The organism is Bacillus paramycoides (genome assembly GCF_038971285.1).
In the GTDB taxonomy this organism is placed as follows: Bacteria; Bacillota; Bacilli; order Bacillales; family Bacillaceae_G; genus Bacillus_A.
Window position 1 is genome coordinate 4,932,498 of the sequence record NZ_CP152427.1, and the last position, 24,319, is coordinate 4,956,816.

The window sequence follows — 24,319 nt, forward strand, 5'->3', positions numbered from 1 at the left end:
ACATATATATTTCATCATACGCTAATAGATAAGAAACGCAAGTATCATACATACACTTATATCAACTTATTCTACTCTTCCTGCTTGTATACCTATCAACATCTCTTTGTGAAATAGGGACCACACCATCTATGTTCATGCGTTTTTACAAAAGTCCAAGTGAACTCTTTATCTACAATATAGATATCGCCTTTATACATATCATCCGTCTCACACAATATATCATTCAGATGTAATAAACTCGCATCTTTTATTAGCAGTACATCTTCACAATGTTGATAGAATATATAGCAATCCTTTTTCACTTCATTATGAAACGCACTCTCTGCTTCCGCCTCTTCTAAACATTTCTTTTTCTCATAACTAAATATGTGCCAAAGATAACCGCATGCATACTTATTTCCATAATGAAAAATGTCTTCTTTTTCCTCGTCACTTACATGATTTGCAAAGTTATCCTCCCAGCGCTTCCCAAAATATACACCCCACTTTTGAAACTCTCTTACCTTCATATTTTTCTTTCACAACACATCTAAAAATCCCATCGTCTCCCCCTATAAAATAAAAACCGAGTGTCATTTCCACTCGGTTTTTCGTAATACACTTATTGAGATAACTCTACTTCTTTTATTTTCTCTTTCATTCTTGCTTTATCACGATTTAAAATCTCTTTTAAATACTTACCTGTATACGAGCGCTCTTCTTTCACTACTTGCTCTGGCGTTCCAGAAGCAACGATTTGTCCACCTTTATCTCCACCCTCTGGTCCAAGGTCAACGATATAATCAGCTGTTTTAATTACATCTAAATTATGTTCAATTACAAGTACGGTTTCACCGCTCTCAACAAGACGTTGCAGCACTTCTAGAAGACGTGCGATATCATGCGCATGTAAACCAGTCGTTGGCTCGTCTAAAATGTATAACGTACGTCCTGTAGAACGACGATGTAATTCAGAAGCTAATTTCACACGCTGTGCTTCTCCTCCAGATAACGTCGTAGCTGGTTGCCCTAATTTCATATAACCAAGCCCAACGTCTACAAGCGTTTGAAGTTTACGCTTAATTTTTGGGATATTAGCGAAGAACTCTACTCCATCTTCAATCGTCATCCCTAACACTTCAGAAATGTTTTTATCTTTATATTTCACTTCTAACGTTTCACGGTTGTAACGTTTACCATGACAAACTTCACACGGAACGTATACGTCTGGTAAGAAGTGCATTTCGATTTTAATAATTCCATCACCACGGCACGCTTCACAACGTCCACCTTTTACATTAAAGCTGAAACGTCCTTTTTGATATCCGCGCACTTTCGCTTCATTCGTTTGTGCAAACACATCACGAATATCATCGAATACACCTGTATACGTCGCTGGATTAGAACGTGGTGTACGACCGATTGGCGATTGATCAATATCGATTACTTTATCTAAGTGCTCAAGACCTTTAATTTCTTTATGCGTACCTGGCTTCGCTTTCGCTTTATATAACTTTTGCGCTAACGATTTATATAGTACTTCATTAATCATCGTACTTTTACCTGATCCAGATACACCTGTTACCGCTACAAACGTACCAAGCGGGAATGACATCTTCGCATTCTTTAAGTTATTCTCTTTTGCGCCGACAATTTCTACTTTTCTTCCGTCACCTTTACGTCTTTCAAGTGGAACCGGAATAAACTCTTTACCGCTTAAATACTTCCCTGTTAACGAATTCTCATCTTGCATCACTTCAGCTGGTGTACCTGCTGATACGACTTGTCCACCGTGAATACCTGCACCAGGTCCAATATCAAGTAAATAGTCAGCTGCCATCATCGTATCTTCATCATGTTCAACGACAATTAACGTATTACCTAAATCGCGCATTTCTTGCAATGTACGAATAAGACGATCGTTATCACGCTGATGCAAACCGATAGAAGGCTCATCAAGAATGTAAAGTACGCCAGTAAGACGAGAACCAATTTGCGTCGCTAAACGAATACGCTGCGCCTCACCACCTGATAATGTTCCTGCGGCACGACTTAACGTTAAATAATCTAAACCGACGTTTACTAAGAACCCAACGCGCTCCTGGATTTCTCTTAAAATTAAATGAGCAATTTTTTGTTGTTTCTCCGTTAACTCCACATTTGAGAAGAATTCCTGTACTTCTTGAACAGAATACTTCGTTACGTCAGCAATCGTTTTCCCACCAACAAAAACAGCTAAACTCTCAGGCTTTAAGCGTCCACCTTTACACTTCGGACAAGCTTGCTCTGCCATATATTTTTCCATTTGCTCACGAACATAATCAGAACTCGTTTCACGATAACGACGTTCAATATTTGGAATAACACCTTCAAATAAAATCTCATTTTCCTTTACTTGACCAAATTCATTTACATAGCGGAAATAAACCTTCTCTTCACCGCTTCCGTATAACACTTTATCAAATAAATCTCTCGGTATATTTTTCACAGGCACATCCATATCAACGCCGTAATGATTACATACAGATTGTAAAAGTTGCGGGTAATATTGTGAGCTTGTCGGCTCCCAAGGCGCGATCGCATGTTCATTTAATGATAAATCCCAGTTTGGTATAACAAGTTCTAAATCTACCTCTAACTTTGAACCAAGTCCATCACAAGAAGGACATGCTCCGAATGGACTGTTGAATGAAAACATACGCGGCTCTAATTCTCCGATTGAAAAACCACAATGCGGACAAGCATGATGTTCACTAAATAGAAGTTCCTCTTCTCCCATTACATCGATTAATACACGGCCTCCGCCAAGCTTTAATGCACTTTCAAGTGAATCCGCAAGGCGGCTTGCGATTCCTTCTTTTACAACAATACGGTCAATGACAACTTCAATAGAATGCTTCTTATTTTTATCTAACGTAATCTCTTCAGATACATCCAGCATTTCACCATCAACACGTACACGAACATATCCTTGCTTCTTAATATCTTCAAGCACTTTCACATGTGCACCTTTACGCCCAGAAACGATAGGGGCTAACACTTGTAATTTCGTACGCTCAGGATACTCAAGAACACGGTCTACCATCTGTTCTACTGTTTGTGATGTAATTTCAATGCCATGATTCGGACAAATCGGCGTACCAATTCGCGCAAATAATAAACGTAAGTAATCATAAATCTCCGTTACCGTTCCGACAGTTGAACGTGGATTACGACTCGTCGTTTTTTGATCAATTGAAATCGCTGGTGACAATCCTTCAATCGTATCTACATCCGGCTTATCCATTTGCCCTAAAAACTGACGCGCATACGCAGATAACGATTCTACGTATCTGCGCTGCCCTTCTGCATAAATCGTATCAAACGCTAACGATGATTTCCCAGAACCAGACAATCCCGTCACAACAACAAGCTGATTTCTCGGAATGGTTACATCAATATTTTTTAAGTTATGTGCTCTAGCACCTTTTACAACAATATAATCCTTGCTCATACTCACTCTGTTCACCCTTCCGCTTTTAATTCTAATAGTAAATCTCTCAATTCAGCTGCACGCTCGAAATCTAACGCTTTTGCTGCTTCTTTCATCTCTGCTTCCATCTTCGCAATTGTTTTTTCACGCTCTTTTTTCGTCATTTTCTTAGCTGGCGCCGCTTCATACGTTTCTGTTTCTTCAGCAGCTGTCGTTGCACGGATAACATCACGCACGCCTTTTTGAATTGTTTTCGGCGTAATACCATGCTCTTTATTGTAAGCTTCTTGTATAGTGCGACGACGCTGCGTTTCTTCGATCGCAATTCCCATCGATCTCGTTATACGATCTGCGTACATAATAACGCGGCCGTTTTCATTACGTGCTGCACGACCGATTGTTTGAATTAATGAACGCTCTGAACGTAAGAATCCTTCCTTATCAGCATCTAAAATAGCTACTAGTGATACTTCTGGAATATCTAATCCTTCTCGCAATAAGTTAATACCGACAAGAACATCAAACTTACCGAGGCGAAGATCACGGATAATTTCAATACGTTCTAACGTTTTAACTTCAGAGTGAAGATAGTTCACTTTAATTCCTACATCTTTTAAGTAATCCGTTAAATCCTCTGACATCTTCTTCGTTAAAGTCGTAATTAATACACGTTCATTTTTTGCAATGCGATCTTGAATCTCTCCTAATAAATCGTCAATTTGCCCTTCAATTGGTCGTATATCAATAGGTGGATCTAAAAGCCCTGTTGGACGAATAATTTGTTCTATTACTTCTGGTGACTGCTCCAACTCGTACGGTCCTGGCGTTGCTGAAACGTAAATAACTTGATTCATTTTCTCTTCAAACTCATCAAATGTGAGCGGTCTATTATCTAAAGCTGATGGCAGACGGAATCCATGATCTACAAGCACTTGTTTACGTGCTTGGTCCCCGTTATACATCGCTCTTACTTGCGGTACTGATACGTGCGACTCATCCATAACGATTAAGAAATCTTTCGGGAAATAGTCTAATAACGTATACGGCGTTGCACCCGCTGGACGAAGTGTTAAATGACGGGAATAGTTTTCAATCCCTGAACAAAAGCCCATCTCACGCATCATTTCTAAATCATAACGTGTACGCTGTTCTATACGCTGCGCTTCTAACAACTTGCCATTATCATTTAATTCCTTTAAACGTTCTTCTAATTCTTTTTCTATATTTTCAATAGCGACCTTCATCTTTTCTTCTCGTGTAACGAAGTGAGATGCTGGGAAGATTGCTACATGATCACGTTCTGCTAATACTTCACCTGTTAACGCATTTACTTCACGAATACGATCGATTTCATCACCGAAAAACTCAATTCGAATACAATGCTCGTCAAGTGATGCAGGGAAGATTTCAACTACATCTCCGCGCACACGGAATGTACCACGCTTGAAATCAATATCATTACGTCCATACTGTACATCAACAAGTTCACGAAGCAATTGATTGCGGTCTTTTTCCATACCAACTCGAAGTGAAACAACTAACTCGCGGTATTCTTCTGGAGAACCTAAACCATATATACACGAAACACTCGCAACGATAATTACATCGTCCCGTTCAAATAATGCGGACGTTGCTGAGTGACGCAATTTATCAATTTCATCATTAATCTGTGCATCTTTTTCAATAAACGTATCTGTTTGCGGCACATATGCTTCTGGCTGATAATAATCGTAATAACTAACAAAATATTCAACTGCATTATTCGGAAAAAAGTCTTTCAACTCACTATATAACTGTCCTGCTAACGTTTTATTATGAGCCATGACAAGTGTTGGCTTCTGCACTTCTTTAATGACATTTGAAATCGTAAATGTCTTACCCGTTCCTGTCGCTCCAAGCAACACTTGCTTTTTCTTTCCACTATTAATTCCCTCTACAAGCTTCTCTATAGCTACCGGCTGATCACCTTGCGGGGAATACGCTGAGATAATTTCAAATTGATGTTCCAAGTATAATCCGACCTCCTCATAAAAATCTGTATTATTATTTTACCACGAATACCCCCAAAAAACCTAAAAAAACGAACAGATATTCGGTAAAGTTTTCGACAATATATACATAGAAAAAGGAAGGATTCAAAACTTCCTTCCTCTACTAACTCTATTTTTTAGGTACATATAATAAATCATATCCATTGCGCCCATCTTCATTCGTACAACCTATTAGCCTATAAGTGATTCCTAATTCGCACTCGTCTGCAACAATACTTTTACAACTATCTTTATATAACCCTTTATTGTCACCAGCAAATTGGTCTTTTCTATTATCTGATACATAAAGTATATCGTTCTCACTATGCCCTAACGTTTGAACAATCGGGTCACCTTCATGCGTGTAATGTACAATTCTTATTTTATCAACTCTCCCTTGGTCAATATTCAAAACGAACTTTTCAAATTTATCTATATTAGAAATTTCTGCCTCCTTTGCAACAACATCATTCTTCTTATCAATTGCAATGTTAGGCTGTGAGCATGCTACTAAACTAAAGAAAAATAGGCATATAAAACGACTTCTTTTTCCTACTGTCATCCTCTCCTATACAAACTATTGGTATGCTAAAAAAGCTACTTTCCTCTATGAAAGTAGCTTCTCTTTTCCTTTTTCCTTCTTCGGGAAAAGAACATATGAAAATGAAATAACTGTATCCACTAAAAGTATAATCGCCCAAACTTGGCTAACACGACTTGCTTTTTCATTTAAAACAATCCCCGTTTCTAACCAATTATACCATTGTTCAAACGGGACAAAACCGTACAGAAAGAAAAAGAAAATATGCACAACAACGAATAAAACAAGATGTAATACCCAATTTTTTATTTCCTGCTTCGCATAGGCCATACCTGTTAATTCTACGTGCTCTTCCATAATTGGCGCTGGTTCATTCCGCCATTTCGCAACTAGCTTTTGCGCAAATATATCAAGCTTCTTCAAATCCTTTTTCCCGTAGAAAACTGCATACAATAAAATAATTACTGTAATGATTTGAAAGTTAGAGAACTTTCCTGTTTGGTAATAATCCACTACTCCTAAGGTTAAAATGGACACTTCATTTACGAGTAGTACAATCCCCATAATAAAGCTTGCCTTCTTCAAACGAAATCCGTAACGGAGTAAAAAGAAACCGATAGCTGATAACCAAAATACAATCTCTGCCCCAATTAAAAAATACCAACGATATTCTGCAAGTATACTCATTTACCCTTCTCCTTTTCATCATATATACGAAAAGCTTCATCCATATATAATAAAAATTCTTCTTCGATTGGATACATGCTCATTTTCTGTGAATCTTCCTTCGATTTTCTAACTTCCCATAACTTATCTAAAAACGCTTCATCACCATTGGCCATTTCTAAACACTTCTGCATTAATCTCTTCGTTGCCCCTTGCACCTCATCACTTGCAGCTTCTTTACCATCTTTCATAAAAGTGCGTAATTGCTTTAATAAATCTACCCATTCTAAAACATTCGGATCTTCTTCACTCATATTTGGCAAATTATGAAGCAACTTTTGTTCTTCTTTTGAAAATACTTCATTTTGAAATATTTCACGTATACGAGAAGACTGTTTCGAAAGCTGGATCAGTTCAAACATAACTTTCCAATCGAGCTCTCCCTCCACATCTACTGAATAAACAACTGCTTGTAAAACGCGCTCCATTCGATTGAATTTCTTTTGTTCTTCCTGTACAAATCGAAGTTGTTTTTCAAGCGAATCCTTTAAGTTAAGCTCACCTTTTACTAACATATTCGCAGACTCTTTTAATGAAAATCCCATTTCCTTTAAAAATAAAATTTGTTGGAGACGTATTACGTCAGCTTCACTATATAAACGATGACCGCCTTCTGTTTTCCCGCTCGGCTTTAATAAATCTATTTGATCATAATAACGTAATGTACGTACTGTTACCCCTGTTTCTTTCGTCAATTGTTGTATTGAAATCACTACCCTCACCTCTTCCTCTTCATTATAAAAGATGACGTAACGTCACTTTCAATGCTTTTGTTAAAAAAATACAAAAAGCTGTTTATACTCTTCGTATAAACAGCTTTTACGGAAATAATCCTTTTTGTACAGCACGCCCACAAAATAAAATAAGTGCTCCAACGACAACACTCGTGGCTGTTTTATGATAATGAGCTGAAACTAATAAATAATATGATAAACCTACAGTACCAAGCATAATACAAATACTTGGTACTGGATTACGAGAGAAATTCTGCATTCCCCAAAACAAAGCAAAAATAGCCGTAGCGACACATAATACCGATAATCCCATCCCAGTTCCCCTTTTTCTAACTATTCCTTGTTGCTAACACACTCGTCGATGCCATACTTATTAATAAACCAAAACCAATCCCTATATATTTAAACGTATAATCTAATTGAAATTTCTCAAACTTATCATTTATTTTTTCTCCCCTTACTCTAGCGTAAATATTTCCTCCACCTTCATTCCAAAATATTTAGCGATTTTTAACGATAACTCTAGACTCGGATTATAATGATGGTTTTCAATCGCCACAATCGTCTGCCGCGTCACCTGCATCGCCTTTGCCATTTCAACTTGCGTTATATGATTTTGCTTTCTTAACTCTTTTATTGTATTTTTCACACCCATAGGCTCCACCTTTGAAAGTAAAGATATCTTTACAAATTTTAGAAAAACATTTCACTGAAAATCTTCTCTAACAAAGTACAAGAGTCATTTAATTTATATCAGCGATTTTTTTAATATATCGACTTACCGGCAAATACCGACATCATTAGCCCTATAATCATAAGAAAAAGCTGTTCCCAAAAAACTTTGGGAACAGCTTCTCCGCCCTACTACATAAACCTTAACGCATATACAAGAACGTATCCAAGAATAGCAAGGCAAACCGAACCGATCAGCCCCGCCACGAATGCTTTGCTTCCTAACTTACGGAACGTTTTAAACTCTACATTTAAACCAAGCCCCGCCATCGCCATTGCGATAAGCATGTAAGCAATGACAACAATGTATCCGGCAACAACTTCTGGGATAATACCGAGCGAATGCACTGCACTCATCGCTAAAAATCCGAAGATGAACCAAGGAATCGGAAGGTCACGCCACGATCTTTTTTCCTCGCTGCCTTCGCTCTTACCAAACCATAATCCAATTAAAATTGCTACTGGCACAAGCATTGCAACGCGCGTTAACTTCACGATAACTGCGATGTCTACAGCCGTACTTCCTCCTGGTGCTGCAGCTGCGATGACATGGGCAATCTCATGCAACGTCGCACCTGAGAATACACCGTAGCCGTACGGCGAGAAGCCAAGCACTGGGTATAATAGCGTATAAATAAGTGTAAATATTGTGCCTAAAATTGCAATAATCGCTGCGCCGACTGCTGTTTCCTCATCCTTCGCTTTCACTTGCGGTGCAATTGCCACGACAGCAGCCGCCCCGCAAATTGCCGTCCCGCATGCTGTTAAAATTCCAAGCTTCTTCTCTACTTTAAATACTTTCGTTAGTCCATATACAACGAAAATCGTAAATGTAATAACAACCGCTGCGATGACCAATACTTTCGGCCCTGCCTTCGCAATATCAACAAGATTTAATCGCATTCCAAGTAAGATGATCCCGAAGCGAAGCAACTTCTTACTCGCAAAGTTTGTCCCTGCAATCGCATCATGAGGAACTCCAATTGCCGCACGCCAAACCATCCCAATTAGAATAGCAATTACTAATTGTCCCATAATATTTAAAAATGGAAGCTCTGCTAAATATTTCGCCGCAATTGCAATTAATAGTGTAATTCCAATTCCTTGCGAAAATCCAAAACGCTTCTTCTTTTGTATAACAAGTGTTTGTTCCACTTTGTACCACTCCAATAATCGTATTGGAACATGCATGTTCTATCTACTTACATTATAAGAGAGTTTCTATAATAAGTTTAATATCAATATTGAATCTCTATCATCAGAAATACTTATGATAAGATGAAAGAAAAACGAAAGGAGCTCATTACATGAACGTAGACATTTTAAAAATTTTCGTTACCGTCGTCGAACAGAAGCACTTCTCCCGTGCAGCAGAATTATTAAACCTTTCACAGCCTGGCGTAAGTATGCATATACGCAACTTAGAAAATGAATTTGGAACTACACTTATTCAGCGTTCCCCGAAACACGTTCAAGTGACAGAGGCTGGAAACATATTATATATACATGCAAAGCAAATGCTCTCTCTTTACGAAGATGCGAAACAAGAAATTAACGAACTACATAACGTTGTAACAGGAACTCTTCGTATCGGTGCTAGTTTTACAATTGGGGAATACTTACTTCCAAAAATAATGGCTAACTATGCCAATGAGAATCCACACGTCGAAGTTCATACCTTTATCTCAAATACAGAAGACGTCTTGCAAAGTCTTCGCTCTAATCAAATTGATATCGGCTTAGTGGAAGGGCAAGTCGTATACGCCGACGTTGACGTTGAAACATTTATGCAAGATGAAATGAAGCTCGTCGTTCCGCCAAATCATCCGCTACTCCGCACAAATGAAATAAATGAAAGCTCACTCCAAGATCAAGTATGGGTATTAAGAGAAAGTGGCTCTGGTACACGTGCGTATAGTGACCGCTTTATTCATCAACACCATTTGAAAATGAAACGATTCTTTACATTCAGTAGTATACAAAGCGTGAAGGAAGCAGTTAGTGCCGGGCTTGGCATCGCTATCCTTTCTGATTGGACTGTACGGAAAGAGCTACTGGCAAAAGAACTATTCCACGTCGAAGTTCCAGACGAACAACTCATTCGTCCATTCTCCATCGTGCGCGGCAAATATTTTATCCCATCTAAAGCTATTCAAGTATTTTTAAATCATGTACATTCTTTTGCGAAAAAACAGAGTTGACCTTCACATTAGTGTGAAGGTTTACAATACATGTAAAAGGAGTGAAACACATTACCGCTTATCGCTCAGTTTCAATACATCTTTGATTTTATTGGTTCATCATTTGAGGGTTATATTATTGGAGATGCGAATGGATTAGATGAAAGAAAAAACGATGCTGAGGCGCTAGCAAAAGCACAATTGTATAATGATAAATTCAAAAATTATAAACAGAAATAAGTTTGACAAACTCTTTTGTATGCGCATACAATAAAAGTAATATTATGAAAGGAAGGTACTTTGACCAATGAAGTTCTAATTCTCTTATTTATTTCATCCATCACAAATAGTGAACAAAAAATGATGAAAACTAGCAGGGGATTAGTCTGTCCATTTGTCGATACTTTCTTTCGAAACGATCATGTAAAAAATCGTTTATTTATGTACGATTTTTACATGCAAGGGCGACGTTTATCCTCTCTAGTGAAACTAGGGAGGGTTTTTTATGACTATTTTATTCGCACGTAATATTGAAAAAAGCTTTGGTGATCGCACACTATTTACGTTACCATCACTGGAAATTCAAGCACAGGATCGCATAGGAATTGTCGGAGTCAACGGTGCTGGTAAATCTACGTTATTACAAATATTAAGTAAAGAAATAGAGGCTGACAAAGGCATAGTAACTCATCATAGTTCTATCAGCATCATTCCTCAACTTAGCGAGGAACTACCAGAAACCGCTTCTTCTCTCGCAAAAGGAAAATGGAGTATTCCAAACGTTACAGCTGCAATGAGCGGCGGTGAAAGAATGCGGCTAAAGATCGCCCATGCTCTCGAACAAGATGCAGGCATTTTATTCGCTGATGAACCGACAAGCCACTTAGATATGTTCGGTACAGAACAATTAGAAAAGGCACTTTTATCCTATAAAGGGGCACTTGTTTTAATATCACATGATCGTGATTTTCTAGATAATATATGTACCAAAATTATTGAAATTGAAGACGGCATGATTCAAGAGTATAAAGGGAATTATTCCAACTATCGAAAACAAAAAGAACGTGAACGAATACAAAAACAAGCAGAATATGAGCAATATATACAAGAAAAAAATCGTTTAGAGCAATCCATTTTACAAAGAAAACAACGTGCTTCTAACATGACAAAAATCCCAACACGATTCAGTTCATCTGAATCTAAGCTTTATAAGTTAAGTGGGGCTCATGGCCAAGAAAAAGTTAGCAGAGCAGCAAAAGCATTAGAAACACGTCTCGAAAAACTAGAAAAGAAAGAAAAACCAAAGGATTTTTCTCAGACTCAGTTTGACGTACAATACCATACACCCATTCATAGTAAAGTGGCAGTACAGTTCAATAAAGCAACAAAGAAAATAGGCGACCGTACACTATTTAAAAATATGAATGGAACTATTGCGCCTGGTGCAAAGCTTGCTGTTTTAGGCGCGAACGGAAGCGGCAAAACAACTTTGTTCAACATGCTTCTCGCAAATGAGCGTGGCATGCAGCTTTCGAAAAGTTGTAAAATTGGATACTTCGAACAAACATTATCAATTTTACAAACAGATAAAACCATTTTAGAAAACGTTCTAGAAGAAACAAACTATACAGAAGCATTCGTTCGCACAATACTTGCAAGACTTCTATTTCGCCGTGAAGATGTTCATAAACCTGTGCACGTTCTAAGCGGGGGTGAACGAATGAAGGTTGCACTCGCAAAAGTATTTTTAGGAAACTATAATATGCTTCTGCTTGATGAACCGACAAACTATTTAGACTTAGCAACACAAGAAGAATTAGAAAGCATGTTACAAGAATATCCTGGCACAATACTTTTCATTAGCCATGACCGTGCCTTTATTCGCTCTGTTGCCGACCATATTCTACAAGTAGATGAGAGTGAACCTAGAGTATTCCACGGTAATTACGAGCAATACACAAAAAGAACAACTGGGGATTCTGTAAACGTTACTGAACAAGAACTATTACGATTACAAACAAAACTAACAGAAATCATTGGCCGAATTTCCATACCAAATCATCACGATGATATCTCATCTCTCGAACAAGAATATGAAACATTATTAGTTCAAATCCGGAAATGCCAAGAAGCACTCTAATGTCTTCCCTATATATCGACGAGACCTTCCGCATTTCCCAAGAAATATTGAAACTTCGACATAGAATAGCATCAATAACAGTAAAAGCCGTGCATCAGCACGGCTTTTACTTTAAATACGAACAGCAGTCCCGCTCACTGCAACCATTAGCATCCCTTCGCGAACTACTTCGTAATCCACGTCGATACCTACAATTGCATTCGCATTTTTTTGTCTTGCGAAAGTTTTCATCTCTTCCATTGCGATGTCACGCGCTTCTTTTAATTTACTTTCGTAAGCGCCAGCACGACCACCGACAACATCACGAACAGAGGCGAAAAGGTCACGAACGATATTCGCGCCCATAATCGCTTCTCCATTGACGATATCGATATACTCAATAATTTCTTTTCCTTGAATTGTAGACGTTGTAGTTACAATCATACTTTATAGCCTCCCATATGAGATTTTCACCTACTTATGGTGCACTAATTCAGTACAAATTATATTTACGAACTGAATTGTGCTTCGTATAACCTGCTGTATCCTCCGCCTTGTTCAATTAATTCATCATGTGAACCTTGTTCCGCAATACCATCTTTATTTACAACGACGATACGATCTGCATTTTTAATCGTCGCAAGTCTGTGAGCGATAACTAACGTTGTACGGCCGACAGATAGTTCAGCAAGTGATTTTTGAATCGCTAGTTCCGTCTCTGTGTCTAGTGCAGAAGTTGCTTCATCAAGTATTAAAATTGGCGGGTTTTTCAAGAACATACGAGCAATCGCTAAACGCTGCTTCTGTCCACCTGAAAGTTTCACGCCGCGCTCACCGATAACAGTATCTAAACCGTCTGGTTGTGAGTAAATTAAATCTTCTAATTGCGCACGTTTTACTGCCTGCCAAATTTCAGCCTCTGATGCCTTTAAATTTCCGTAAGCGATATTTTCGCGAATCGTTCCAGAGAATAAGAACACATCTTGCTGCACGATTCCGATTTGCTTACGAAGTGACGATAACGTCATATCTTTCGTATCAATACCGTCAATTTGAATGGATCCTGATGATTGTTCATAAAAACGTGGTAATAAGCTACATAAAGTCGTTTTTCCAGCTCCTGATGGTCCAACAAATGCAACTGTTTCGCCTGCATGTATTTTCAAGCTAATTTCATTTAAAATCGGTTCTTTATTTTCATATCCGAACGTAATGTTGCTATATTGAATATCACCATGTACATGTTTCACTTCCATCGCATCTTTAGAGTCTACAATATCTGGCTCTGTTTCAAGAAGCTCTACATATCTCTTAAAACCAGCAATCCCTTTCGGATAGCTTTCGATTACCGCATTAATTTTTTCAATTGGACGGAAGAAAATATTCGTTAATAGAACGAATCCGATAAATCCACCGTACGTTAATTCACCTTGCAGAACAAACCATGTACCGCATATTAAGACGAAAAGCGTTACGAGACGCATAAGCATATAACTAATTGATGAATTCAATGCCATAATTTTATACGCCATTAATTTCGTTGTACGGAAACGAGCATTGTTAACAGCGAATTGCTCTTTCTCAAACTTTTCATTTCCGAATGCTTGTACAACGCGGATGCCACCAACGTTATTTTCAATACATGCATTAAAATCAGCAACATCTGAGAATAAACGTCTAAATGTACCTGTCATTTTTTTATTGAAGTAAAGTGCTAACCATAATAAGAATGGAATGACGAAGAACGTTAATAGAGCCAACTTCCAGTTGATCATCATCATAAATGAAAATGCCCCAACTAAAGTCATAACGGCGATAAATAAATCTTCTGGCCCGTGGTGAGCAATTTCACCAATTTCCATTAAGTCGTTTGTAAGACGTGAAATTAAGTGACCTGTTTTATTATTGTCAAAAAATCTGAATGATAGCTTTTGAATGTGATCAAATAATTTCTGCCTCATATCCGTTTCAATGTTAACACCAAGCATATGTCCCCAATATGTAACAACATATTGTAAGCCCGCATTTAACATATACACTGCAAGTAAACCAAAACAAGCCCATAAAATAAGCGTCCAGTTTTGCCCCGGCAATAACTTATCAATAAATTGATTTACGATAAGCGGGAAGCCAAGTTCTAATAACCCTGCGACAACTGCGCAAGAAAAGTCGAGTATAAATAAACCTTTATACGGTTTATAGTAAGAAAAAAATTTACGTAGCATACCTTCCCCCCATTTTTCAAAATTAAAAAGACTCCCTAAATGATAACCATTATCAAATAATTATTCAAGTGATTCAACTATGAAACTAAAATAAGGTTTGCAATAATTGTATTTTTTTCCAGAAAGTCGATATATTTGGATAATCGCCGATATAAATTTCATTTACTATTAATCCTCTCCAAACAAAAAAAGGGTATCACCACAAGGTGATACCCTACTTTTATTACATAGCTTCTGAATCCCATTCATGCTCCTGCTGAACAAACACAATACCTAATTCGTGATGTCCTCCGGCGTATAATGCCGTTTGAGCAAGGCGAAGCTCTCCATTTGTATCTAATACTTCTAACTTACAAAATGCTCCTGTCGTCTTCGTTTGAAGTGCATCATAAAATTCCTCGGCGCTTCTTGGAATGACTCCATTTACTTTCGTAATCATTTCTCCAGGTAGTAAATTCAGCTCCGCCCCAATTGTATTCGGGATTGTATCTAATACAACGAGTCCATCATTACGTGCAGCAAAGTACGCTGGTCTTGTTTCATCCGCAATTTTCTCTTGCATGGAAATTGTAAAACGTCCAAGCATTGCAACGCCCATTGCGATAATTGCAAGTACGTACCACCAATAACTTGCGACTCCTAAAACAAGCACAAGTCCTGCTAATCCGTACACACGTCTTCCTGTAAATAATAAGGCTTCCGTCGGCTCATAACTTCTAATCCTTCTCATAAACCCAATTAAAAATGGAACGAGGAACAGAGAATATGTATCTGAACCGATTGAAACGACAGGCCACCATGAAATAAACTGTGTTACCGCGTCACCTGGTATAAGAATAAAAATAGGAACGATCCATAAACGCTTTGATTCGTGTAAACCGACCTTTAATCCGCGCTTACCCTTCCTAAGCTTCGGCGTCGAATATCCTACTGCATTTTTAGAAATCAACAAGCCCTCTACAACGAGCATAACGCCTAGCAAAATAGCAAGAGATACAATCGTACTCTCTTCACCTTCTCCAAGCTGTAAGAAGGAAACTGGTAGCTTAGAAGATAATAGAACACATACAATTGCGATACTAAACGTATAAGCTGCTGATAAATATCGATACATAGCAGTTAATCCAAATAATAACGTCCATAGTAAGATGGCCCATAAGCTTGCTTTAGAAACAACAAGTCCAAGTCCAATTGTAATAATAGATACGATTAATCCGTATTTAACTCCTGCGAATAAAGATGTTCGCAGTTCAAACCAAATATCATAAACCTTAAAGGAAAAATCCTTTCGTTCTCGTAACATACGTAAATATCCAACAAAGATACTACTTATTAAAAATACATAGACAGCAGGGTGTAAGAAAAAACGTCCAACCGCCCGCATTATTTCAAAAATCCATGCCTCCACGAACCCATTCACCACCATTTATATCATTCTTTCTTTTTATATTATCATAACTGGACAAACGTTTGTTTAACACAAAAAAATACAGGCAGCAAACTGCCTGTATTTCTTTCTATTTCGCTATTAATTTTAATGCTGACTGTAATTGTAGATCATTTTCTCCAGAACGGATTTTTTCAATAATTTTCGTTTGAATCGCTTCAGCTGTCTTTTTATCAAGCTGTCCTGTCGCTTCCATCTTATTCGCATTTTGGAATGCTTTCAGCGCTGATTCTGTCTCTTTACTAAAGTATCCATCTTCACGTCCTGGTACATATCCTAAACTCTTAAGCATTTCTTGCGCGTGTTTTACTTGTACATCATTTGAGTTATATGAAAGTGTCTTTTCAATTTGAATTGGTGTCGCATGATAATAATCTGGTTGCTTCACTTCTACTGTTGGCGCAATTCCTTTTTTATGAATCCAGTTTCCATCCGGTGTTAACCATTTAAACATCGTTAATTTAATGTTGCTACCATCTTTAAATGGAACGGCTTGCTGAACAGTACCTTTACCAAACGTTTTTTCACCAACTAAATCGTATCCTTCTCCCTCTTTTAGCGCACCCGCTAAAATCTCTGAAGCAGAAGCACTTCCGTTATCAATTAATACTGAAATTGGATACGGCTTTCTCTCTTTCAGTTCAGTAGAGAATTTCTTCTTCTCACCATTTCGTTGCTCTACTTGTAGCATCGGCTTTTTATCCGTCATAATTTCCCCTAGTATCTCTTCTACACTATTTAAGTAGCCACCAGGATTACCACGTACATCAATAACTAAGCCTTTTATATTTTTCTTCTCTAACTCTTTTAACTGATCCTTAAATTCTTTCGCCGTATTTTCAGCAAAAGAAGTGATTTGCATATAACCGATATCTTTTCCGCTCTCTTGCTTCACAGAACTAAACACTGTGAAAATCGGAATTTTTTCACGCTTAATTTTAAATACAATCGGATCAGCTACTCCTGCGCGCTTAATTTCAATCGCAACAGTCGTTCCTTTTTTACCACGAATCTTTAATACCGCTTCTTCACGGGATAAATCTTTCACACTATTTCCATCTACAGATAAAATTTGGTCATTCGGTTTAATTCCAATCTTTTCTGCCGGTGAGCCTTTAATTGGAGACACGATAATAAGCTTACCGTCCGTTTTGTTCACCTCAGCCCCGATTCCCTCTAGCTCGGGATCCAGTGATTCACTAAACTGTTTAGCCGTTTCTTTATCCATATACGTGGAATAAGGGTCCTTCAGCGTAGACAACATGCCTTGTATTGCACCTTCGACTAATTTTTCATCTTTCACGTCTTCCACATAACGTGAATCAATTAGTGCATACGCCTCATTAATTTTTGCCAAATTCCCTTGCGCAGTGCTAGCGTTTCCACTCGAAATTGTTTGCGTTACTTCTGCTGGGTTAACCCCAAATAAAGACATACCTGCAAACATTCCGCCAGCACCAATTAAAAATGCAACAACCATTCCAATAATTGCAACTCTACGTTTCAATGCGGAATTCCCCTTTCCAAAACACACAGGTGGTGTAGCAAAAGGCATCACACAGTGTGTGATGCCTTTACCTATTTCTACTATATGATAAGCTTGTACGAATTATGTTTGCAACTTTTTATACTTTTAAGAAGCGACGAATTGACATTACACTTCCCCACATACCGATTAAAGCACCGATTAACACTAGTAAACCAGCTAATTGGAATACAAATGGGCTGTATGGTAGAAGTTCGAAAATTGTTCCGCCAAGTTTCTCGTTAAACACACTTTGTAGTGAATTATACGTAACTAGAATTAAGCCAATTGGAATAATTGATCCTAATACTCCTAAGAATAATCCCTCTAATAAGAACGGCCAACGAATAAACCAGTTTGTCGCACCTACAAGTTTCATAATTTCGATTTCTGTACTACGAGCATAAATTGTAATTTTAATTGTATTAGAAATTAAGAACATCGCTGTGAATAAAAGACCCGCAATTAACACAATCCCGATGTTACGACCTGTTTTTACAGTATCAAATAATCGTTCAACTTGACCTTTTCCGTACTGAACATTACTTACAAACTGCATTTTTTCAATCTTTTTCGCGATTGTCGCTGTATCTGTTGGTTCTTTTGCTTTTACAACGAATACGTTTTTAAGTGGGTTATCTTGTTCAAATAACTCAAACGTTTTTCCGCTATCACCTAAGCTTTTAATTAAACGTTTTAACTCGTCTTCTTTAGAAGAATATTTAATAGAGTCTACTTTTGCAATCTTGCTCATATCATCTTCTAATTTCTTTTGATCAGCTTCTTTTGCTGCTGGATCAATGTGTACACGAATTTCTACATCTTGCTCTACTTTCGTCGCAAAATGGTTCATATTCATAATCGCTGTTAAAAAGACACCTACAAGTAATAATGTAACTGTTACCGCACTAACAGAAGCAAACGTCATCCATCCGTTACGTGATAGATTCTTTACACCTTCTCGTAAATGTCGACTAAGGGTCTTAGCCTTCATATCCGTATCCTCCCTCAATCTCATCTCGAACAATTTTTCCGCCTTCAATCGCGATTACACGATGACGGATTGTATTTACGATATCTGCGTTATGTGTCGCCATAACAATCGTTGTACCACGCTCATTAATGCGCGTGAAAATCTTCATAATATCAAGAGCTGTTTCAATATCTAAGTTACCTGTTGGCTCATCGGCAATTACAACCTTTGGTCTATTAACAATTGCTCTCGCAATTGCAACACGTTGCTGCTCCCCGCCTGAAAGTTCACTTGGAAGTGCGTCTGCACGATCTTCAAGACCTACAAGACCTAAAACTTCTGTTACACGCTCACGAATTGCATCTGGCTCTTCTTCAATTACCTCTAAGGCAAACGCAACATTCTCATATACCGTTAATTTAGGTAGTAATTTAAAGTCTTGGAAAATTACGCCTAATTGACGACGGAAATATGGAACGTCTCTTTCTGCTAATGACTCGATAGTAAGACCATTTACATTAATAGATCCTGTAGATGGCTTCTCTTCACGATACATCATTTTAATAAATGTAGATTTCCCGGCTCCACTCGGTCCAACTACGTATACAAACTCACCTTGTTTAATGTTAACTGTGAGACCAGCAATGGCTTTCATACCATTCGGGTACTCCTTATAAACATTCGTCATTTTTATCATTATTTATCACCCAATACTTAATGATTTTTTTCGAAATACTTTTCTGTACATCTAAAAATAAAAACTTTATTCTCACTTAACTACTCTTGTTGAAGGTAGCTTCCATTCATGCTTTTTATTAGCAATGCTACTCTATGTAATATATTTCAGCAAAATTCTACAAACCTCATTGTAACATCAAACGGTTTCCAATTCGGATACATTTTTGTTACAGTTATGTTACATTCCACAAAAAGGAAAACGAGTTAGCTATATAACCAACTCGTTTATTTTACTCTCTTTATTTATGTTCAGCTAACCACTCAGCTACTTTTTTCGCATCCTCACCTTGAATGATTCCTGGTGACATGGAGCCGCGACCTTTTTCAATAATTTTTTCGATGTCTGCCGCATCATATTTCTGTCCTACTTTTCGTAAATCCGGTCCAGTTGCTCCTGATAAATCCTTCGCATGACAGCCTATACAACTTTTTTGATAAATTTGCTCTGCGCTATCTGTACTTGCAGATTGTTTCAAAGGCTTACTCTCTTCTTTATTTCCACATGCTCCTAAAGCAAAAACGACTGATGTTCCTAGCACAATAGCCAACAATTTCTTTTTCACTTCTATCGCTCCCCATTGTTGATATTCTTTTCATTCCTAACACACTCATTTTCATTATAAGCATTATCTTTATATAGAAAAACTAAGGTATATTTCATATTCTTCAAAAATACCGTGAGAACCCTAATGATATAAAGCTTTTATAAGTTGTTTCAATTCTGTGAACAACTTATAAACTTCTATAAAGAATCCTTTTTGAACGGGAAATTAAAAAAGTTCTGTATAAAGTCTTACTCTATTGCCGCTCTGTTTTACTATTCTCTACTTTTTACAAAACAATATACAACATTGTATGCTACATATAATCCCATCAAAAAGAGAAGTTGTCGTTTCCAACTTCTCTTCCTCTGTAGTTCATCCATATAGATAAAATAATACTCTTTATATCCTCTATATCCTCAACATGCGCCAACAATTTTGTTGGCTTTTTTCAATTAGCTTATTAGATACGAGAACGTAAGTAAGCATCAATAAATGGATCAATTTCTCCATCCATAACTGCTTGTACGTTACCAACCTCTGTATTTGTACGGTGGTCTTTCACAAGAGAATATGGGTGGAATACGTAAGAACGAATTTGGCTACCCCATCCAATTTCTTTTTGCTCACCGCGAATTTCATCTAACTCCGCTTGTTGCTCTTCTAATTTCTTTTGATATAATTTTGCTTTTAACATTTTCATCGCATGCTCACGGTTCTTAATTTGTGAACGCTCTGATTGACATGTTACAACTGTGTTTGTTGGTGTATGTGTAATACGAACTGCTGAGTCTGTCGTATTAATATGCTGTCCACCTGCACCACTTGCACGGTACGTATCAATTTTTAAGTCTTCCGAACGTATTTCGATCTCAACTTCATCATTGAACTCAGGAACAACTTCACAAGATACGAACGATGTATGACGGCGACCTGAAGAATCGAATGGTGAAATACGCACTAGACGATGTACACCTTTCTCTGCTTTTAAATAACCGTAAGCGTTATGACCTTTAATTAATAAAGTAACACTCTTAATACCAGCTTCATCACCTGGTAAATAATCAACCGTTTCTACTTTAAATCCACGTTTTTCAGCCCAACGTGTGTACATACGTAGTAACATAGAACCCCAGTCTTGTGACTCTGTTCCACCAGCACCTGGGTGTAATTCTAAAATTGCGTTATTTTTATCATAAGGGTCGCTTAGTAGTAATTGCAGCTCATACTCATTCATTTCTTGAATTAAGCCTTTTACTTCTGATTCAAGCTCCTCATGTAAATCTTCATCATACTCTTCTTTTAAAAGCTCATGCGTGATTTCTAAATTTTCGAACGTCTCATCTAACTGACGGAACTTTCCAACCATATCTTTCAGTGCATTCGCTTCGTTAATTACAGCTTGTGCGCCTTGTTGGTCATCCCAAAATCCTGCGCCCATCATTTTCTCTTCTAATTCTGCAATTTGTTTCTCCTTAGTAGAGAGGTCAAAGAGACCCCCTAAAAGCCGCTAATCTCTTAGCCATTTTCTCTAATTCCTGTCTAATTTCTACTAATTCCATTTCCTTCACCTCTATGTAATTGCTGTTACTTTCGTATGAAAACAAGGGAAACTCTCTCCACTTATGACGGAGAGAGTTTAATCCTTCTTAATTATACATTTTTGATGTAAAAGTTTGCAAAGTAGCCTAGGCTAACGCCCTATATTACTTCCCAATGCCACAGCAGTTTTTATATTTTTTACCGCTACCACATTTACATACATCGTTGCGGCCCACTTGGTCACCTTTTACAACTGGCTTTTTCTTCACTTCTTCGCCATCGCTAGATGGGTGAACAGCTTCACCTTGAACAACTTCTTGACGCTCTAAGTTTTGTTCAATTTCAGCTTTCATAATGTAACGAGAAATTTCTTCTTCAATAGAAGCAATCATGGATTCGAACATTGCGAATCCTTCCATTTGATACTCACGAAGTGGATCAATTTGACCGTAAGCACGTAAATGAATACCTTCACGAAGATGATCCATCGCATCAATATGCTCTGTCCATTTCGTATCTACAACACGGAATACAACAACTTTTTCGAACTCACGCATTTGCTCTTCTGGCATAAGCTTTTCTTTGTCGTTATAACGCTCTATTAATTTCGCAATAATTGGCTCGCTCATTTCCTCTGGAGCAAGGCGACGTAATTCTTCTTCTTTTACATCTCCTTCTTGCAGAAGGTTTGTATTTAAGTAGTCAACAAGACCTTTAATATTCCAATCTTCTTCAATTTCCTCTTGTGTATGAAGTGCAACCGCACGCTCTACTGTAGATTTCATCATACCTTCAATAATATCGCGTAAGTTCTCAGACTCCATTACCTCTTGACGCTGTTTGTAAATAACTTCACGTTGCTGACGAAGTACATCATCGTATTGTAGTAACTGCTTACGTGCATCATAGTTATTTCCTTCTACACGTTTTTGCGCAGATTCTACTGCACGAGAAACCATTTTACTTTCGATTGGCTGAGAATCATCCATACCAAGACGATCCATCATTGCTTTCATATTGTCAGAACCGAAGCGGCGCATTAGTTCATCTTCCATTGATAAGTAGAACTGCGTAACACCAGGGTCTCCTTGACGACCAGCACGACCACGTAACTGATTATCAATACGACGACTTTCGTGACGCTCTGTACCAATAACTGCTAAACCAATGTTTTTAATATCGTCTCCAAGCTTAATATCCGTACCACGACCCGCCATGTTCGTCGCGATTGTTACAGCACCTTTCATACCAGCTTCTGCAATGATATCTGCTTCACGCGCATGGTTTTTCGCATTTAAGATGTTATGACGTACGCCTTTACGCGTTAACATTTTTGAAATAAGTTCTGACGTTTCAATCGCAACTGTACCGACAAGAACAGGTTGTCCTTGTTTATGACGAGTTACAATATCCTCAACAACAGCATTAAATTTACCTTCCATTGATTTGAAGATTAAATCAGCACGATCATCACGAATAATCGGTTTGTTTGTTGGAATTACAATAACGTTCATATTGTAAATGTTACGGAATTCCTCTTCCTCTGTTTTCGCTGTACCAGTCATACCAGACAACTTTTCGTACATACGGAAATAGTTCTGGAATGTAATTGTCGCAAGTGTCATACTTTCATTTTGAATTTCTACGCCTTCTTTTGCCTCGATAGCTTGGTGTAAACCTTCGCTATAACGACGACCTTTCATAAGACGACCAGTAAATTGGTCTACAATTACGATTTCGCCTTCTTGTACAACATAATCTGTATCGCGGTGCATAACAACGTGCGCACGAAGTGCCTGATTAATATGGTGAAGAAGCGCTACATGTTTTAAGTCGAATAAGTTTTCAATATGGAAAGCTTTCTCGGCTTTCGTAATACCATCTTCTGTTAACATTACATTCTTCGTTTTTACATCAAATGAATATTCTTTTTCATTCTCTAACGTACGAACGAATGCATTTGCAAACATATATAACTCTGTTGATTTTTGGGCTTGTCCAGAAATAATAAGCGGCGTACGCGCTTCATCGACTAAGATAGAATCGACTTCATCGATAATAGCAAAGTGAAGTGGGCGTTGAACGCACTGCTCTTTATATAAAACCATGTTGTCACGTAAGTAATCGAATCCAAGCTCATTATTTGTGCTATACGTAATATCAGCAGCATAAGCCTCTTGTTTTTCTTCGCGTGACATACTGTTTAAGTTAATTCCTACTGTTAAGCCTAGGAACTCATGAAGTTGTCCCATTTCGCTCGCATCACGTTGTGCTAAGTATTCGTTGACTGTAACAACGTGAACACCTTTTCCTGTTAAAGCATTTAAATATACAGGCAATGTAGATGTTAACGTTTTACCTTCACCCGTTTTCATCTCAGAGATATTCCCTTCATGTAAGGCAATACCACCCATTAACTGTACGCCATACGGACGCATTCCAAGAACACGAGTCGCAGCTTCACGAACAACCGCAAAAGCTTCAGGTAATAGATCATCTACTGTTTCACCTTTTGTTAGACGTTCTTTAAATTCAAGCGTCTTCCCTTTTAATTGTTCATCAGTTAATGGCTTAATAGATGGCTCTAGTGCATCAATTTGCTCAACTGTCTTCTGCATACGTTTAATTTGGCGTTGATTTACATCAAACACCTTTTTTAAAATACCGATCATAGGAAATACGCTCCTCTTTTTATTAAAATAAAACTTCCGATTGTTTTTTCTTTTTCTCTATTACAATCAGTCGTTATAAAAATCAAATGTATGTTATGCCAATTTTTCTCCTAATTAAAAAAACTAAAATGTATATACC

20 protein-coding genes and 1 pseudogene are annotated in these 24,319 nt (G+C 37.7%); 3 read left to right on the top strand and 18 right to left on the bottom strand.

Annotated elements, in window-relative coordinates:
• Positions 1–95: 95 nt before the first annotated feature.
• The 9 genes from AAG068_RS25770 to AAG068_RS25810 all read right to left on the bottom strand — a co-directional run bounded on the left by AAG068_RS25770 (position 96) and on the right by AAG068_RS25810 (position 9,372).
• Positions 96–512, bottom strand: coding sequence for a DUF4275 family protein (locus AAG068_RS25770; RefSeq protein WP_342716319.1), 417 nt, complete (start codon positions 510–512; stop codon positions 96–98).
• A gap of 92 nt (positions 513–604) precedes the next feature.
• Complete coding sequence (gene uvrA / locus AAG068_RS25775) at positions 605–3,475, bottom strand: excinuclease ABC subunit UvrA (protein WP_342719818.1); 2,871 nt, start codon at positions 3,473–3,475, stop codon at positions 605–607.
• 11 nt (positions 3,476–3,486) lie between these two features.
• Complete coding sequence (gene uvrB / locus AAG068_RS25780) at positions 3,487–5,463, bottom strand: excinuclease ABC subunit B (RefSeq protein ID WP_342716320.1); 1,977 nt, start codon at positions 5,461–5,463, stop codon at positions 3,487–3,489.
• 151 nt (positions 5,464–5,614) lie between these two features.
• Entirely contained in the window at positions 5,615–6,046 is a 432-nt protein-coding gene (locus AAG068_RS25785; protein WP_342716321.1) for a DUF4362 domain-containing protein, read from the bottom strand.
• A gap of 45 nt (positions 6,047–6,091) precedes the next feature.
• Positions 6,092–6,712, bottom strand: a complete 621-nt coding sequence (locus tag AAG068_RS25790) for a hypothetical protein (RefSeq protein WP_342716322.1) — start codon at positions 6,710–6,712, stop codon at positions 6,092–6,094.
• Positions 6,709–7,464 (bottom strand): MerR family transcriptional regulator, encoded by a 756-nt coding sequence (locus AAG068_RS25795; protein ID WP_342716323.1) that lies wholly within the window; start codon positions 7,462–7,464, stop codon positions 6,709–6,711. The genes AAG068_RS25790 and AAG068_RS25795 overlap by 4 nt, the downstream gene beginning before the upstream one ends.
• 106 nt (positions 7,465–7,570) lie before the next feature.
• A complete protein-coding gene (locus AAG068_RS25800) occupies positions 7,571–7,798 on the bottom strand; it encodes a hypothetical protein (RefSeq protein WP_342716325.1) in 228 nt (75 codons plus the stop codon).
• 144 nt (positions 7,799–7,942) lie between these two features.
• Positions 7,943–8,140, bottom strand: coding sequence for a helix-turn-helix transcriptional regulator (locus tag AAG068_RS25805; protein ID WP_002143740.1), 198 nt, complete (start codon positions 8,138–8,140; stop codon positions 7,943–7,945).
• Positions 8,141–8,349: 209 nt separating this feature from the next.
• Positions 8,350–9,372, bottom strand: coding sequence for a YeiH family protein (locus AAG068_RS25810; protein ID WP_342716326.1), 1,023 nt, complete (start codon positions 9,370–9,372; stop codon positions 8,350–8,352).
• Between the two features lie 152 nt (positions 9,373–9,524).
• Here AAG068_RS25810 and AAG068_RS25815 point away from each other — a divergent pair, with 152 nt between their 5' ends.
• From AAG068_RS25815 to abc-f, 3 genes and pseudogenes are all read left to right on the top strand, one after another.
• The gene (locus AAG068_RS25815; RefSeq protein WP_342716327.1) at positions 9,525–10,418 is read left to right on the top strand and encodes a LysR family transcriptional regulator; all 894 of its coding nucleotides are present in this window, start codon (positions 9,525–9,527) and stop codon (positions 10,416–10,418) included.
• Positions 10,419–10,469: 51 nt separating this feature from the next.
• A pseudogene (locus AAG068_RS25820) lies at positions 10,470–10,637 on the top strand (flavodoxin family protein); the annotation flags it as partial.
• Positions 10,638–10,902: 265 nt separating this feature from the next.
• Complete coding sequence (abc-f, locus tag AAG068_RS25825) at positions 10,903–12,537, top strand: ribosomal protection-like ABC-F family protein (RefSeq protein WP_342716328.1); 1,635 nt, start codon at positions 10,903–10,905, stop codon at positions 12,535–12,537.
• 111 nt (positions 12,538–12,648) lie between these two features.
• Here abc-f and AAG068_RS25830 read toward each other — a convergent pair whose 3' ends face one another.
• The 9 genes from AAG068_RS25830 to secA all read right to left on the bottom strand — a co-directional run bounded on the left by AAG068_RS25830 (position 12,649) and on the right by secA (position 24,180).
• Positions 12,649–12,960 (bottom strand): heavy metal-binding domain-containing protein, encoded by a 312-nt coding sequence (locus AAG068_RS25830; protein ID WP_000637523.1) that lies wholly within the window; start codon positions 12,958–12,960, stop codon positions 12,649–12,651.
• A gap of 65 nt (positions 12,961–13,025) precedes the next feature.
• Complete coding sequence (locus AAG068_RS25835) at positions 13,026–14,741, bottom strand: ABC transporter ATP-binding protein (RefSeq protein ID WP_342716331.1); 1,716 nt, start codon at positions 14,739–14,741, stop codon at positions 13,026–13,028.
• A 223-nt stretch (positions 14,742–14,964) separates the two neighbouring features.
• Positions 14,965–16,167 (bottom strand): PDZ domain-containing protein, encoded by a 1,203-nt coding sequence (locus AAG068_RS25840; protein ID WP_342716332.1) that lies wholly within the window; start codon positions 16,165–16,167, stop codon positions 14,965–14,967.
• Between the two features lie 91 nt (positions 16,168–16,258).
• Positions 16,259–17,743, bottom strand: a complete 1,485-nt coding sequence (locus AAG068_RS25845) for a S41 family peptidase (protein ID WP_342716333.1) — start codon at positions 17,741–17,743, stop codon at positions 16,259–16,261.
• 70 nt (positions 17,744–17,813) lie between these two features.
• On the bottom strand, positions 17,814–18,707 hold the full coding sequence (gene ftsX, locus AAG068_RS25850; protein ID WP_342716334.1) for a permease-like cell division protein FtsX: 894 nt from the start codon (positions 18,705–18,707) through the stop codon (positions 17,814–17,816).
• On the bottom strand, positions 18,697–19,383 hold the full coding sequence (ftsE, locus tag AAG068_RS25855) for a cell division ATP-binding protein FtsE (RefSeq protein WP_087955103.1): 687 nt from the start codon (positions 19,381–19,383) through the stop codon (positions 18,697–18,699). The genes ftsX and ftsE overlap by 11 nt, the downstream gene beginning before the upstream one ends.
• Positions 19,384–19,663: 280 nt before the next feature.
• Positions 19,664–19,987 carry a cytochrome c551 gene (cccB, locus tag AAG068_RS25860; RefSeq protein ID WP_342716335.1) on the bottom strand — a complete coding sequence of 108 codons (324 nt, stop codon included), beginning with the start codon at positions 19,985–19,987 and terminating at the stop codon, positions 19,664–19,666.
• Positions 19,988–20,429: 442 nt separating this feature from the next.
• A protein-coding gene (gene prfB, locus AAG068_RS25865; protein WP_306186569.1) for a peptide chain release factor 2 occupies positions 20,430–21,528 on the bottom strand; the annotation gives its coding sequence in 2 pieces (ribosomal slippage) (positions 20,430–21,455 and positions 21,457–21,528; 1,098 coding nt in all).
• Between the two features lie 144 nt (positions 21,529–21,672).
• The gene (secA, locus tag AAG068_RS25870; protein WP_342716336.1) at positions 21,673–24,180 is read right to left on the bottom strand and encodes a preprotein translocase subunit SecA; all 2,508 of its coding nucleotides are present in this window, start codon (positions 24,178–24,180) and stop codon (positions 21,673–21,675) included.
• Between the last annotated feature and the right edge of the window lie 139 nt (positions 24,181–24,319).

Coding starts and splice junctions, on each gene's coding strand:
- AAG068_RS25770 (WP_342716319.1), bottom strand. CDS start 512: ATGAAGGTAAGAGAGTTTCAAAAGTGGGGTGTATATTTTGGGAAGCGC.
- uvrA (WP_342719818.1), bottom strand. CDS start 3,475: ATGAGCAAGGATTATATTGTTGTAAAAGGTGCTAGAGCACATAACTTA.
- AAG068_RS25785 (WP_342716321.1), bottom strand. CDS start 6,046: ATGACAGTAGGAAAAAGAAGTCGTTTTATATGCCTATTTTTCTTTAGT.
- AAG068_RS25790 (WP_342716322.1), bottom strand. CDS start 6,712: ATGAGTATACTTGCAGAATATCGTTGGTATTTTTTAATTGGGGCAGAG.
- AAG068_RS25800 (WP_342716325.1), bottom strand. CDS start 7,798: ATGGGATTATCGGTATTATGTGTCGCTACGGCTATTTTTGCTTTGTTT.
- AAG068_RS25805 (WP_002143740.1), bottom strand. CDS start 8,140: ATGGGTGTGAAAAATACAATAAAAGAGTTAAGAAAGCAAAATCATATA.
- AAG068_RS25815 (WP_342716327.1), top strand. CDS start 9,525: ATGAACGTAGACATTTTAAAAATTTTCGTTACCGTCGTCGAACAGAAG.
- abc-f (WP_342716328.1), top strand. CDS start 10,903: ATGACTATTTTATTCGCACGTAATATTGAAAAAAGCTTTGGTGATCGC.
- AAG068_RS25830 (WP_000637523.1), bottom strand. CDS start 12,960: ATGATTGTAACTACAACGTCTACAATTCAAGGAAAAGAAATTATTGAG.
- AAG068_RS25835 (WP_342716331.1), bottom strand. CDS start 14,741: ATGCTACGTAAATTTTTTTCTTACTATAAACCGTATAAAGGTTTATTT.
- AAG068_RS25840 (WP_342716332.1), bottom strand. CDS start 16,167: ATGGTGGTGAATGGGTTCGTGGAGGCATGGATTTTTGAAATAATGCGG.
- AAG068_RS25845 (WP_342716333.1), bottom strand. CDS start 17,743: ATGCCTTTTGCTACACCACCTGTGTGTTTTGGAAAGGGGAATTCCGCA.
- ftsX (WP_342716334.1), bottom strand. CDS start 18,707: ATGAAGGCTAAGACCCTTAGTCGACATTTACGAGAAGGTGTAAAGAAT.
- ftsE (WP_087955103.1), bottom strand. CDS start 19,383: ATGATAAAAATGACGAATGTTTATAAGGAGTACCCGAATGGTATGAAA.
- secA (WP_342716336.1), bottom strand. CDS start 24,180: ATGATCGGTATTTTAAAAAAGGTGTTTGATGTAAATCAACGCCAAATT.